Here is a 14,812-nt window from a genome sequence, read left to right as displayed (position 1 = left end):
GGAATTTTAGTTTTCATTAATGTTTTTGACGGTTTCTGGTTTTAACTACAAAATAATCATGGTGTTTGGTCAATTATTTTATTGTTTTTTAGTACTTAAGGTTTAATTTTAAAATTGGTTTAACCGCTAATTATTGGTTTGGGGTTTAAGGAGCCATGTGGTTAGAAAATTGTAGCGGTTATCAAAAAAATAGACACAATTGCCAAATGATAAATAAAGCAAATAAAACTGAGACTATTCTTGTTGACTTCTATAAAGTTGACGGTGGCTGGATCTACTTTAAAGTAAAGGTTGGAGAACAATTATTTGACGGGAGATTTTCAGAAGTTTATGATCCAATTATGGATTTTAAGAAATGGTTAGAAGCAATTGCAATAGGAGTGCAACAAACTTCTTTTGAATTTGATCCGGAAGGAAATGATATAAAATTTGATTATGAAAGAGTTTGCTGGAATAGAGAGGTCTTAACCATTTATGAACCAACTGAAGATGGGGAGGTGTTTATAAAAGCAAATGTAAATAGAAAGCAAGTTGTTAAAGAGTTTTATTTGGGGCTAGTTAATTTTTCAAAATCAGATAAATACAAACCTGCAGAATGGGAAGTTGAATATTTCAAAGAAAGACTTTGTGAGATTATGAAAATAAATGAAGATGAATTAATTAGGCAAATGCTTGAGTTGGATAGGAAAGAACTTAATAATTTTTTGTTTAATGTAAACCCAATCAATAAAATTTCATTTTCGGAAGCAAAAGATAAACATGAAGAATTTAAACTATTTGCAAAGTCTGTTATTGAAGGAGAGAAGTCAGTTGATGAATTTGGAAAAGTTGAAACTCCAATGGGGTGGAATATTCCAAAAGACTATGACTACTGGACTTCTGAAAAAAAGAAAGAGTTTATTATTGAGTGCTTAAATGAAGAAACAAATGGATATAGTGGAGTGAAATTGGCTGATTTTCACTCTAATTTAATAGGAAGGTATTTATATGAAGAATAAAGTTCAATCCGCAAATACTATATATACAAAATAGGCGCAATAACAGTTGTTATGCAGGGGGCGGATAATATTTGTTGATGGTTTATTGATGGCTAGTTGCGCGTTGATTATTAGCAATATGCGTTTGGGGGTTGTTGGTTTGTTGCAGGCACGATCAACAATTTGTTGCAGGCTCGTTGCAGGCTCGTTGGTGGCATTTGCCCTTTCTTTGCTAATGGCACAATTCAAACCGAAATAATTGGCACATTTTGAAACGAAATAACCACATCAGGGGGTCAATATGCTTCGGAGAAAATGCTCTCCCAATATTTTCAGAACATTGATAACCATTAACAAAATGTTGATGGCTTATTGCAGGCTTGTTGCACGGTTACTGTACGTTCATTACTAATTATTTACAACTTTTTTCAACATTACTTTTTTAAGCTTTGTTGCAGGTTTGTTGATGGAACGACCAACAATTTGTTGGTGGCTTGTTGCAGGCTCGTTGGTAGCAACTCCCCATTTCTTTGCTTATACCATAATTTAAACAGAGATTATTGGCACATTTTGAACCGAAATATCTGCATCAGGGGTCAATATGCTCCAGAAAAAAGCGATTCCCTATACTTGCAAGATTGTGGCTGTCACTTATAACGCACATTAAGTTGAATCTTATTTTTATACTTCTCTGTGTTGACTGTTTTTAAGTATTCAATTTCCACCAATTTATTGGCAATCGATAAGTGCAAATTATCTTTCGGCCATTTTGGGTGATGTTGCAATTTTGAAGCTTTCTTATAATTACTTCCCAAAGTAATTAATATGGTATCGATTTCCTCAAAATCGAAATCAAAGAAAAATTTATCCAACAACTTAAGAATTAGCTCCTGATTTTCACAATGCAACATCACTTTAATTAGCTTTTCTTTTTCTATTGATTTCTCTTTTGAAAGGTAAAAATTATTTCCAATCAAGTCAGCCAATCTTTCATTGTTAATGTTTTCCAAATGTACAAGTGAAATTAACTGTTTCTTTTGGGCTGAGGATATTTTTTTTGTCTCTAACAGCGCAATGTGTAATTGTAAAGAAAATTCAAAATCTTCATAATCATTAATAAAAGTATCAATGTTTTCTACAGCAAATATCGTCAGTACATCGTATAACTCTCTCTCAATGATTTGGTCATAATGCCCCTTATTGAATTCTATTTTCCCAAAATTTATTAGCACTAGAATCTTATTTCCTGAAATTTCATTAAGATTAATAGAAGAAAAAAAGCATCGAAAAGATTTTATATAGTTTTCATAAATGTTAATTGAAAGATCCTCACACTCGATAATACTTTTTTGAAAAGGTTTAATTAAATCATCCCCAAGTTTGGGATAGTTTTCCGATGACAATTCATTGGGGAATGGCAAAAAAAGTCCTACCACTTTATTGTTAAGCCACTTAATAAGAGTATTATTCAGGACACTTTCCTTTAAAGCAAAATAATAAATTGGGTTAGTCCAATTTATTTTAACGCAATCTACCTCGAATAACAAGCTCCATTTATCCTGATTTCCAAATTCTTTTAAATCGGCAATTTGAGTTGAGACTTTCCCGAGAACACTATATAATAGACTTGATTTTTCTTCATCTTCCCCATCGCCTAGTAATTCAATAAATTTGGCTACGGCAAACTCACTTTCTGCCTGAATAGACTCTAGACTGAGATACACATTCTCAATATATGCACTGAAATTCGAATATACATAATCAGTTAACGAATCTTCCTGTGTTTCAATAATACAAGTAAAGTTTTGGTTATTAAATGTTTGATCAAACTCCGAGGGAGATAAAGAGTACTTATGAAAAAGCATCAATTGCAACATCTCCTTGTTTAATTCATAATGGGTATTTTCGTAGATGTAATTGAAGACTTTATTCTCCTTATAGTTCTTAAAGTACTGTTTTTTTAACTTCAGGTTTAACGCCCTGATAAGTTTTATGACATTATCAATTTCAGCAGGAGTATTAAAAACATCTAAAAAGTCAGATTTTTCAGACAAATATTGTTTTAGTTGATAATCCCCCGATTCAGCATTTAATCTTTTCAAGTTATTCTCTGAAAGAAAAAGAAAAGATTTAATGAGGTTATCTTTCTTTTTGATGTCGTAATTATGATCTTCAATATAATTCCATAGAGATGGGTAGTACCTTTCAACGAGTAGTTCTATAAGATGCTGATATGCAATTTTTGTTTTTGCCCCATTAAGATTATTCATCAACGGCGCTATGTATTTCTCAAAAGCACCTTCAATTTGTAAAAACTGCTCCAGTAAAAGTTTTAACTTCTCATTGTTTTTGTAATCGGCCCCATTTAACAGATAAGCTATAATATCCCTATTTAGAGTAGCCTGATATTCGCATTCACTCTCATCAATTCTTGAAATTACCTCTGCCGGGTTGGTCAACTCCTTTGTGAAGTTGTCCTCTTCGTTAGCTTTGACATTTAGAAGGAATTCATTATCCCCAAAGCTCAATGCACCTGGATAAAAATAGGATATGTAAATTTGAAAGTTCTCTTCAAGGTAACCTTTTCGTAAAAGGAGCGCCAACAATTCCTCATTTTGAGTAAGTGCCCTTTCTTTGTCCGGATTAAAGATTATTTGCTTCCAGTGATTATCCTTGTATTGCTTTATTAGTTGGCTTAGCTTGCTGCGCCTTAATTTCTCAATTAATTTTTTAATGTTGATAATTTCTGAATTAATTTCATTTAGCCCCCCTTTTGCTTTTTGGATTACTAATTCCTGACGTTGATTAAAGGTTTTTTTTGAATTAACCTTTTTTGCTATATTCTCAAAGTCTAAAAATTTCTTAGGCCCATCTATATTACTATTAAAACTAATTGTTGGCCTATCTTCCAATAAAAAATTAAACTTTTCTTGACTTTGAACTATCTCCGCTATACTATAGTTACAAATGCGATGAATACCTGGATGGTTTTTAAATATTTCAAAAACATATTCTTTTCTAAGTGATTCTTCGTCAGTTGCATTTTCTTCTAATATGTATTGTTTTTTAATTTCTAAGGCTTCAATTCTTTCCAATTTAACCTTTAATAATGCCCCGAGAACTTCCTTTTTCCTTGTCTTGAAAACCTCAGAAAGGAACCCCTCCCCAGATTTTTCTGAGCAAAACTCTTGTGGAAAAAGATTCTTATAAACAACAAGACTAAACAGGTTGGTTTTATTTCGTTTTAGGTCATGATTTACAATAGTGTTATAAATATGAAACTCATTCAAAATGTTTTTTAATAACCTTAAATCGTGAATGTACAAACCGATCTCATTGAAATAGCTTTGTTTGATTCCATATTTTTCTATATCCTCCCATAAAAAATCTCCAGAGTTGGTGATGTTAATTACGGGAACAATAGGAAGGATGAAATCAAAGAATTTTGTTCGAATAAGACTGTCAAAAAAGACATCATCTTTAATAGCATAAACAAATTTTATAGACTTGCTAATTTGTGGTGCGTTGTTTAACAGGAAGTTAATCTCTCTTAGGCGCGTGAATAGGGTAATATTTTTAAAGCGATCAAGGTCTTCAATTATTACTATCTCTTTTGAGGTGGCTTCAAAAAAGTAAATTAGCTCATCTATGTATTTGTTAAGTGGATTTTTTTCAGACAACTCAATTTCAGCGGATTTAAATGCTATTTTCTTAAATTGCCTTTTCTGTTTTGAAGCAATTAGCTCCATGAAAAGGTAAAACAATCCTCGGAAGAAAATAAATAAGACTATTAAATTTATTCCGGTTATTATCCAGCTAGTATTTTGCCATAAATATCCTGGTCCATAAACTCCCAATACTTCTAAATTCTCATAAATTAGCTCAAAAATATTGGGAATGAAAAACAAGGATGACAACCAAAGTAATATTTCAAAAACCAGACTTTTTTGTAAAGAATGGGGCTGGTGTAAAATCCGTTTAAACCCCGAAAATGGTATTTCTTTTTGATGTAATTGATAGAACAGTTGTTGTAGAATATGTTCTTCTACCTTATTTTCAACTTCATCTGTTTTAAGAGGATCACGAAATTCACAAAAGTCTGCCAAAGAAACTCTTAAAAACTTCTGCTTTGCATCGGAATCCTCTTGATTAATGAATGAGTCTATTACGGTACTTTTTCCTGAACCATAAGAACCAGTAATTGCTATATTCTTTATCGAAGGATCATTCAGTTGATCTTTAAGTGCCTTGAAATAGACTGGAAAATCCTTTGTTGATAAGGGTGAAAGAGGATAATACTTGTGAGGTTTATTGTCTTTCATAGCTTAAGTGTTGCTGGTTAAAACCGTATTTGTAATATTAAGAGGGTTTGGCACATTATAATACTACATTTTTACTCCTTCACCTCCACTACCCCATTAATAAACGTTTCCACAAAACGCATGATGCGTTTGGTAATTCTTTCGGCAGTGGTGCCACGTTCCTTTAGCTTTGGCCTTTCATGCATGGCGGCAATAATTTCGTCGCGTAGTGGCTTTTTCTCCGTAAAAAGATATTCACCTATGATCTCCTGAATTTTATCGGAGTCAAGGTTTTCTTCTTTGCCCATTTGCTCAATGGCCTGCTGGCGCTCTTTATTCCAGAAAGCATAAAAAGCGTCAGGAATATCGTCCGTTTCTTCAATATGGGGCAGATTTTCCTGTATGAATCGTTCTATCAATTCACGTTTGCTACGGAGTTGGGTATCTCCGGCCACGGTATCAAGAATACTTTTCTTTTGTTTTTCGCGTTCCTCCGGATTAGCATTTTTAAGGTTACCCAGTAATTTCAGAATGTAAGTGACATTGATTTCATCGCGGTGAATGAGCTCCAGTTCAAAATCAATATCGTTAAGAATGGATACCTTCTCCTTTTGGTTTTGATTGCGGGCCTTTTCGTACAAATCCAGGTATTTGCTCTTGTAATCCTCGAAGGACTGCTCTTCCATGGAAATATCGTCGAAAGTGAACTCGGTAAAGGTATTGAGGACATTTTTCAGGCGCATCAACTCCCGGAAAGCCTTGATAAACTCCAGTTCTTTGTCTTCATCCGGTAGGTCATTTACGCTGTTAACGGTAGGCGCGATCTGCAACATTTGAATAAACGCCTCATTGAATTGCTTCACATACTCATTGTATGGTTTTATGATGATTTCGTCCTTTGCATCCTTATCTGAAAACAAAGTAATGGCATCATCGGTGGCTTGTTTCAGGTTACGAAAACACACGATGTTTCCCTGTGATTTCAGTTCGTTGAGAATGCGGTTGGTACGTGAAAAAGCCTGAATGAGTCCGTGATATTTCAGGTTTTTATCAACATAAAGGGTGCTGAGCGTTTTAGAATCAAAGCCGGTGAGGAACATATTCACGACCAGTAACACATCTACCTGGCGGTTTTTCACCTTTCGGGAGATGTCTTTATAATAACGGTAGAATGATTCACTGTCGCGAGTGGTAAAATTGGTCTGGTATTCCTTATTGTAATCACCAATAAACTCTTCCAGTGCATCGCGTGAGTGTTTAGTATCATACTCCATACGAGGTTCAGCAGCGGTGAGGAATTCTTCATCCTCTACAAAGCCCACGGCATCTTTGTCATCCTCGTTGGCCTGATAAGAAAAGATGGTGGCTATGCGCAGATTGTGTTGCCCCTCCTCCTTTTTCTGTTTAAAAATTCTGTAATAATCGATGAGTGTAGGCACGCCTGAAACACAAAGAATGGAGGTAAACTCCCGGCTATGCGTTTTGCGATTGTGATTTTCAATGATGTAGTCGGCCACATTATTAAGCCGCTGAGGTGCTGCCATTACTTCAGCTTCATCAATGGCCTCCACCTCAATATCCAGAATGTGGTCTTTCTTTTTAAAGGTGCGAATATATTCGATGGAAAATTTCAGCACATTCTGATCGCGGATGGCATCTGTAATAACGTATTTGTGCAGGCAGTCGCCAAACAACATGCCCGTGGTGCGTTTTCCGTACTCATTGGTTCCGGCATTTTTCTCAAAAATTGGCGTACCCGTAAACCCAAACATTTGCCCTTGGCGAAAGAAGTTTTTGATGGTTTCGTGGGTTTTACCGAACTGACTGCGGTGACACTCGTCGAAAATAAAAACAATACGTTCATCACGCAGTGGTTCCATTTTTTCCAGAAACCGGTTTTTACTGACGGCCGTGTTGAGTTTCTGAATGGTGGTAACCATTAATTTATTACTGCCACCAAACTGCGTTACCAGGGCATTGGTGTTGTTGGTGCCGTCAATGCTGTCCTCACAAAAACTATTGAACTCCTTTATGGTTTGATAATCCAGGTCTTTGCGGTCCACCACAAACACCACCTTGTGCACTTTGGGAAATGCAGTAAGAATCTGAGCCGTTTTGAACGAAGTAAGTGTTTTACCCGATCCGGTGGTGTGCCAGATGTACCCGAATTTCCGGGTGGTTTTCACCCTTTCGATAATGGCCTCCGTAGCATAATACTGATAAGGCCGGAGCACCATCAGTATCTTTTGTGATTCGTTAAGCACCACATAATTGGTAATCATTTTGGAGATGTGGCAGGGCTCAAGGAAAGCATCTGTAAAATTTGAAAGCTGGGAAACAGGCTGGTTTTTCTCATTGCTCCAGAAGAACGTTTGCTTAAAAGACCGGGCCTTAATGGGACCATTGGCGTAATATTTAGTATTGACACCGTTACTGATGACAAATATCTGAATAAACTGAAACAGTCCCTGCCCCGCCCCATAAGAATGACGCTCATACCGGTTGGTTTGATTGAATGCCTCTTTGAGCTCCAGCCCTCTTCGCTTCAATTCAATCTGAACCAGTGGCAGACCGTTAATCAGGATGGTCACATCGTACCGGTTCTTATATTTCCCCTCCATGGTGATTTGCTGCGTCACCTGAAACTCATTCTGACACCAGTGAATCTGGTTGATTAGCTCCACCGTTTTATTTTCGCCCTGGTCATCGGTGTAAGGCACCCGGTCGCGCAATATTTTGGCCCGTTCAAACACATTCCCCTTGTTGATGTAGTTGAGAACTTGTTTGAAATCGTTTTCGCTAAGGATAATTTCATTGTGAATCTCCAACTGCTTTTTGAAGTTGAGCAGAAGGTCGCCCTCATCTTTAATGAAGACCTTTTCGTAGCCGAGTTCTACCAGTTGTTTAACGAGGTTGTTTTCGAGTATTTGTTCGGGTTGTGCGTTCATCGTTAAAGAAAATTCTTTTTTAATTCATCTACAAAATGGACTATCTTATTTATTAATTCATCTATTTTATACCGTTCTTTCAATCTTAATTTCTGGTGCATTGCCCTGTCCACGTTATCTCTTAATGGAACTTTGCCAGTGAACAAATAATCTTCAATAATACTCTTTAACAATGACGCATTCAAATTTTCGTCGTTAGCAAATTTGTCAACCTGATTTAAAACACCCTCACTCCAGAATTCATCCATATTAATATTATTTGTTGGCTTTTGGGGAGGATTCTTCCGGATAATATTATTAAATTGCTCCTCATACTGTCTTCGTTTTTCTTCACTTATTTCGGGAGGATTTTTCAATAATTCTTGAAAATAATCTTCTAGACTTTTATTTGAATTTGAACTCTCTACCTCTTGATCCACTAAGTCAATTAACGGTTCACTATTCCTTTTATACTTTTGCCCTATATAATTACTTATGTGGCCCAAATCAGGATAAACTGAACCACCGTGAATATTCAATGAATCCAACTGTTCTAGCAATACTTTTTTCGTTGGAGCATCAATAACAATATAAAATGAAGGTAAGTCATGTAGTTTTCTGGAGATATCGCCCCCTTTACCGACAAAAATAAAATCACCACTTTGATTGCTAATTCGAGCATTTTTTGCAACACCTTTTATAAACCAAACCTTTTCTAAAAAATCTTCAGTACCGTTGGATTTTGAATTACCTATAGGATTGGAATAAAGTTCAGACAACCTATTTAACCTATCATCCTCAAAATTTAGAAATTCATTTTTATGTGGAGAAAAAGTGAAAACCACGCCGTCTTTTTCCATTTCTTGCTGATTATTACAAGCAAAAAAGATAGCTACTAAGGGGTTTCTAGTAATATCAAGCAACCTAGTGGGCATCCCAAAATGCTGCATTGTAATTAAGCGTTCATAAACAGAACGATCATTCAAAAATGCATCCGGCTTAATCGACAGGATCTCATAATACATTTCTGCTTCATGGTCTAAATATTTGGGCTCTCTTGTAATACTTGCGTTCAATTTCCAAGAGGCACAAGCCTGCCCTCGGTAGAACTTTCCTGCCTCTTTCCTTCCCATCAAATCTAAAAGTTGTCGTAATTCTTCCTTTTCTTCACCTCCCACTGTTGAAAAAACAAAATGAATTTTTTTTGCTTCTTTTTTGAGAATATAAAGCTCATTGATCTTTTTAATCAATCGATTATTATCATATCCCTTTTTTTCAAGTTCTTTTATTTTACCAATTAGTTTTTTACCGCTTTCAGTCTTTACTAAAGGAAAATAATCGATGAAGAAAGGATTTAATAGAGAGACATTTTGTGTTTTAAGATACTCTATATAAGTATAGATAAAGTTACCTCTCTGCTTTTTTTCTAAGCGAAGAAAATTTTTATTATTATCAGAATTTTTCCTTAGGATGTCCCAAAAAACAAATTCTCTAATAAAATCATATTTAACAACTTGTCCTGACTTTTCTTCACCAGTAAAAAGTTGGTTAATATTTTTTATATGAAGATTATAGCGTTGTGTATTTGTATTTACCTCAAAAACAAGATCTCCATCACCAAAATAGTCCCTACCAAGGTCATTTATTTGCTCTCTTTCAATTTGGGAAAGGCTAAAAAACTTAAAATTTAAGTTATATTCATTTTCAAAAAAATCTAAATTCCAATAGAAATAGAGACTTTTTTGCCCATCAACCTTAAAAATCTCTGTCAAATAATCATCAAATGCCTTTTCTATTTTTTGCTTTAACTGAACATAAAAGACCATACAACTTATTATTAAATAATTCTTTAACCTTCCTAGCCCTATTTTATATTTAGTGCTCTTTTTATTATTTCAACAAGTCTCTCCCGATCGTAAATTGTAAGCCGTCCGTAAGACATTATGCCACTAAGAAAGAAAAATTGGCCATGGGAATTTTTATACATTAAGATTCTTTTATCAAATTTTAGATCCAAGTATTTTTTTAAAATATTTGCCGATATTACATTATTAGTAATGACAACCTTTGGATTTAAATAATTTAAAATCTGAATAAAAACAGACAGATGCATCTGATGTAGTGGCTTAAGATCACCGTTTTTCTCATATAGTTCCTCCTTTACAACTTTAGCGGTTCGATAACTCATATGAAAAAGATCACAATGTTCAAATTTCATTTGAAGTTCATCGGCAATAGAATTTAGAGGCCCATAGTAAGATTTATATTGTCCTTCCCGAGTTTGTCCTTCGCCCCATATTGCTCTTTGTTCTAGCTTTATCTTCTCTTCAATATCCTTTTCTGAAATTTCATTAATTGCCATTTGCTCTTTGGTAATTCCAGAAGGATTCAGCCCCACAAATAAGATTTCTGCATTTTTGTTGAGCTGATGAATGAACGTAGGTTTATTTCCTCGAAGCTTATCGGGCAATTGGTACCACCATTCAAGTATTTGTTTATTTAAAGAGTCTTCCATTACACAAACATCTTTTGCAACAATCCCCGTTTCCATTCTTTCATTTTTTCAATTTCGCCGGTGGTATGTTCTATTTTTTTGTCCAGAGCGGTGAGGAATTGGGCTATCTTTTGTTGTTCGGGGAGAGATGGATAGGGAATAACAAGCCCTCCAAAATTTTCAAAAGTGATTTGTTTTCCATCCCTAATTCCAATGGTAGTTTTACTCAGGCGATTGATAAAGCGTTCTTTTTTTAAATAGAACTTAAAGAACCCTTTATCGATTGGTAATTTATTTTTCAAAACTGTATATGCAGGACTACATATACCATGAAAATCAGAATAGTCAATACCACCTTGAAAGGATCTCAAACTTATAATAAAATCCCCTGGCTCAACAATTTTATATGATTTTACACTTTTCGATGAGGCCTGGATCTTGATTCCACTTTCATTTCTTGGTATCATCCCTTTCTCTTGAGACGATGATAGGATTTGGAGTTCTCCATCATGATTTTTGTTAGTGTGATTATAAAATATCTCACGAGCTTTCTTCTCCTCCCACTCAGGAAAATCCTTCCCATTTTCATCCTTAAAATGGATTTCCCGGTTAAAGATCTTTTGCATGGCGCCTTTTTTGTAAAGCACCAGTTGTTCCTTTTTGCGGGTCAGGAGTTGGATGCGCTTGTCAACGGCGGTAAGGAATTGGGCGATTTTTTGTTGTTCGGGAAGGTAGGGGTATTTAACCTTCAACTTATACAAATCCCTACTATATATTGCTGCAACACTTGTTGTTCCTATTGCAAATCTTCGAAGTGATTTAATTGTTGAATGGGTATTGAACAGGTAATTAATAAACCTGTTAGTACTTTCTATTTCATCATTGAAAGTGATTCGTAACAAATTTGAATTATATAACGCAAGTGGTAATTCATCTTGCCAGATTGCTACTTTACCAACTAACTCTAAGGTATTTCTGGTATTAAACAAAAAATCGCCATTTTTTAAAATATCATTTTCATTGTATTCTTCATTTTCCGGAAGAAAGTATTTTTTATCAAGAATAATTTTCCCTCTTCCTATATTTCCCATTTTTATTAGGGGTAAACCTTTACTAATTTCTAGGTTCCTATAGTTTCCACCTAAGCGAGCATCTGATATAATATTTTTTATTGGTCTCTCTTCCCACTCCCCCTCAAATTCAGAGAATCTCAGTTGCGGTATATTGTTATGTTGTTTCATTTGTTTTCTGTTGGTTGTCCTAACCTTGACAATTGGGATTAATGAGAAATCACTTTCAATACTCCTTACTTTGCATAAAAAAAAGGAACTTCAATACCCAACTCCTTACAATAAGAAGCAATTTCTTCATCCACTTCTTTCATATCCTGATCAATTCCTTTCAGCTCATGAGCCACCTGATCCAGATCTACCGGTTCTTCCTCCTCGAAGGTATCCACATACCGGGGGATGTTAAGATTGTAATGGTTCTCTGAAATTTCATCCAATGAGGCTACATAGCTGAATTTGTCTATGGTTTGACGATTACGGTAAGTATCCACAATCATTTCCACATCCTCATCACGCAGGGTGTTTTGGTTGCCACTTTTGATGTAATGGTCCTCCCCGCTGGCATCAATGAACACAATATTATCGTCCACTTTTCGGCATTTCCTTAACACCAGTATGCAGGTAGGAATGGATGTTCCATAAAAAATATTTGGAGGGAGCCCGATGACAGCATCCAGATAATTGAGTTCCTTTATGAGGTACTGGCGAATAACACCTTCAGCTGCACCCCGAAACAACACACCATGCGGCAACACACAAGCCATTATGCCATTGTCGGCCAAATGATAAATCATGTGTTGTACAAAAGCATAATCGGCCTTGGTTTTAGGGGCCAGTTTCCCGTATTGACTGAAGCGTTCGTCGGTTTCGTTTAGAGGATTGTCTGCCCCCTTCCAATGAGCTGAGAACGGCGGATTGGCCACCACTGCCTCAAAACGCTGCTCAAGGTGTTGCGGATTTTCCAGGGAATCGTCCTGTTGAATGTCGAATTGCCGGAAATGCACATCGTGGAGTATCATGTTCATCCGGGCCAGATTGTAGGTGGTGCGGTTCAGCTCCTGACCGAAAAACTCACCCACAGTGGCTTCCTTGGCCACCCGCAAAAGCAAAGAACCGGAACCACAAGTTGGGTCATAAACCGATTTTATTTTGTCTTTGTCGGTGGTCACCACTTTGGCTAAAATTTTAGAAACCTGTTGAGGGGTATAAAATTCCCCGGCTGATTTTCCAGCTCCGGCAGCAAATTTGGAAATCAGATACTCGTAGGCATCGCCCAGCACATCCGATTCAATCTCTTCCAGTTTGAAATCTATTTTATTGAGATAATCCAGAATCTTTACGATGATTTCGTTTCGCGCTTTTACCGTACGGCCTATTTTGGTTGAATTCAAATCCAGGTCTTCAAACAGGGCATTGAAATCATCCTCCGATTCGGTTCCCATGGTACTTTGCTCCACATGGTTGAGAATGCGCTGAAGATCTTCCAGGATGTAATCGTTCTCAAGTCCCCGACGAGTCACCTCCGAGAAGAGATCCTGAGGCTCGAGAAAATAGCCCAACTTTATCAGCGACTCTTCACGTATGGCATCCAGCAACTCCTCATCGGTCAGTTCCCGGTATTCGGTAACGTCCTCTCCTACCAACAAGTGATTGGCATATAAATGCTGCTTTTCAGACAAATATTTGTAAAAAATAAAACCGAGAATATAATCCCGGTAATCGTCGGGACTGATCTTTCCTCTTAAAAGATTGGCAATTCCCCAAAGTTGGGCTTCCAATTGTTTTTTCTGGTCTTCTGACATATTATATAAGACTATTAGATCTTTAGAATTTAAGTACTAAGAATTTATATGGTTAAAGCTCACCCTTCAAAATAATCCGAATCAATTTCCTTCACCTGGTAGGTCTCTTTAACGGAAACCCCCATTTTAAATTCAATCATCAATTCTGCCAGGCGAATGCCATTAATTAAAACAATGTTCCTGTCAATATCGTGAGCAAAATCATAAGCCGATTTTGGGAAGTCAGAGGTAGTAATAAAAACACCCTTCCTTGCTTTCTGTGCTAACAAAGCTCCCGCAAAGTCGCGAACTTCTTTTATAGGAACGGTATTCTCCCATCGTTTGGCTTGAAGATAAATCTTATCCAACCCCAAACGATCTTCATTTATAATCCCATCTATTCCCCCGTCTCCGGTTCGACCAACTAAATTACCTGCTTCCTGACGTGATCCACCATAACCCATGGAGAGTAAAAGATCAATTACTAACTGCTCAAACTTGGCAGGAGATATTTCTTTTACCTTTTCAAGCAAGTCGGATGCCAGGGTTTTATTCAGACTCTTCCAGGCATTTTCTAATTCCTCTTCAGGTGTTTTGTCGCTTTTAACTTCTAAAGCACCTTTATCTTCCTTTATTGGCTTCTGATCCTTATTGATGAATTGATTAAATGAAGAAAATTTCTTTAAGAAAGCATTATCTATCCTGGAGGGGTTTTTCTTTAAGACCTCAAGTCCTTGCTCTGTAATTTGGACGTGTCCCCGATTTTCAGAATGCAATAAACCCGCTTTTTTAAGATAGGTATTGGCCCAGGCTACCCTGTTATCAAAAAGTGGTTGAGATCCACTTGGCAATAACTCACGCCGGTCGTCAGGTGAAAGATCAAACTCATTAGAAAGCAATTCAATTATTTCTCTGATTCTGTATTCTTTTCCATCAGCAACCATTTTCAACAACGGCAACATGATAGATTGATAGTCGGGTACGGCCATATTTCTTTAATTTGCCCTAAAATTAACAATTCGTTCGAATTTTATGGTAAATTAATCGAAGGGATTTTGCAAAAGTAATTTTGGGGGTTAATCAGGATAGTAAAAAACCGCCTCACTATGTTTAGCAGGACGGTTTTCAAAATTGATTGCTGTTGGAATAAAAATAACAACCAACCAATGATGTAATGCGTTCCATATTTAAGTGTTTGAACGAAAGATAAAGCACTTGTTGAAACGACACCCATTCAAATCGCAAAAGATTGTTTCACACAA

At 36.1% G+C, this 14,812-nt stretch carries 8 protein-coding genes; 1 reads left to right on the top strand and 7 read right to left on the bottom strand.

Annotation, left to right across the window (positions count from 1 at the left end):
- Nucleotides 1–206 precede the first annotated feature (206 nt).
- Nucleotides 207–998: a hypothetical protein gene (locus W7W_RS0100385; RefSeq protein ID WP_010661900.1), complete on the top strand. Its 792-nt coding sequence runs from the start codon at nucleotides 207–209 to the stop codon at nucleotides 996–998.
- Nucleotides 999–1,624: 626 nt separating this feature from the next.
- Here W7W_RS0100385 and W7W_RS0100380 read toward each other — a convergent pair.
- The 7 genes from W7W_RS0100380 to W7W_RS0100350 form a co-directional block, all read right to left on the bottom strand.
- On the bottom strand, nucleotides 1,625–5,299 hold the full coding sequence (locus W7W_RS0100380) for a YobI family P-loop NTPase (protein WP_010661899.1): 3,675 nt from the start codon (nucleotides 5,297–5,299) through the stop codon (nucleotides 1,625–1,627).
- Nucleotides 5,300–5,370: 71 nt separating this feature from the next.
- A complete protein-coding gene (locus W7W_RS0100375) occupies nucleotides 5,371–8,226 on the bottom strand; it encodes a type I restriction endonuclease subunit R (protein ID WP_010661898.1) in 2,856 nt (951 codons plus the stop codon).
- 2 nt (nucleotides 8,227–8,228) lie between these two features.
- Complete coding sequence (locus tag W7W_RS23380; protein ID WP_010661897.1) at nucleotides 8,229–10,031, bottom strand: FRG domain-containing protein; 1,803 nt, start codon at nucleotides 10,029–10,031, stop codon at nucleotides 8,229–8,231.
- A 38-nt stretch (nucleotides 10,032–10,069) separates the two neighbouring features.
- Nucleotides 10,070–10,756, bottom strand: a complete 687-nt coding sequence (locus W7W_RS0100365) for a hypothetical protein (protein WP_010661896.1) — start codon at nucleotides 10,754–10,756, stop codon at nucleotides 10,070–10,072.
- Complete coding sequence (locus W7W_RS0100360) at nucleotides 10,720–11,940, bottom strand: restriction endonuclease subunit S (RefSeq protein WP_010661895.1); 1,221 nt, start codon at nucleotides 11,938–11,940, stop codon at nucleotides 10,720–10,722. Before W7W_RS0100360 ends, W7W_RS0100365 begins: the two co-directional genes overlap by 37 nt.
- A 65-nt stretch (nucleotides 11,941–12,005) precedes the next feature.
- Nucleotides 12,006–13,571 (bottom strand): type I restriction-modification system subunit M, encoded by a 1,566-nt coding sequence (locus tag W7W_RS0100355; protein ID WP_010661894.1) that lies wholly within the window; start codon nucleotides 13,569–13,571, stop codon nucleotides 12,006–12,008.
- 59 nt (nucleotides 13,572–13,630) lie between these two features.
- The gene (locus W7W_RS0100350; protein WP_010661893.1) at nucleotides 13,631–14,539 is read right to left on the bottom strand and encodes a restriction endonuclease; all 909 of its coding nucleotides are present in this window, start codon (nucleotides 14,537–14,539) and stop codon (nucleotides 13,631–13,633) included.
- Between the last annotated feature and the right edge of the window lie 273 nt (nucleotides 14,540–14,812).

It is taken from the genome of Marinilabilia salmonicolor JCM 21150, assembly GCF_000259075.1.
GTDB lineage: Bacteria > Bacteroidota > Bacteroidia > Bacteroidales > Marinilabiliaceae > Marinilabilia > Marinilabilia salmonicolor.
Note: the sequence above shows the minus strand (reverse complement) of the source record. Positions and strands in the feature narration are given on the sequence as shown.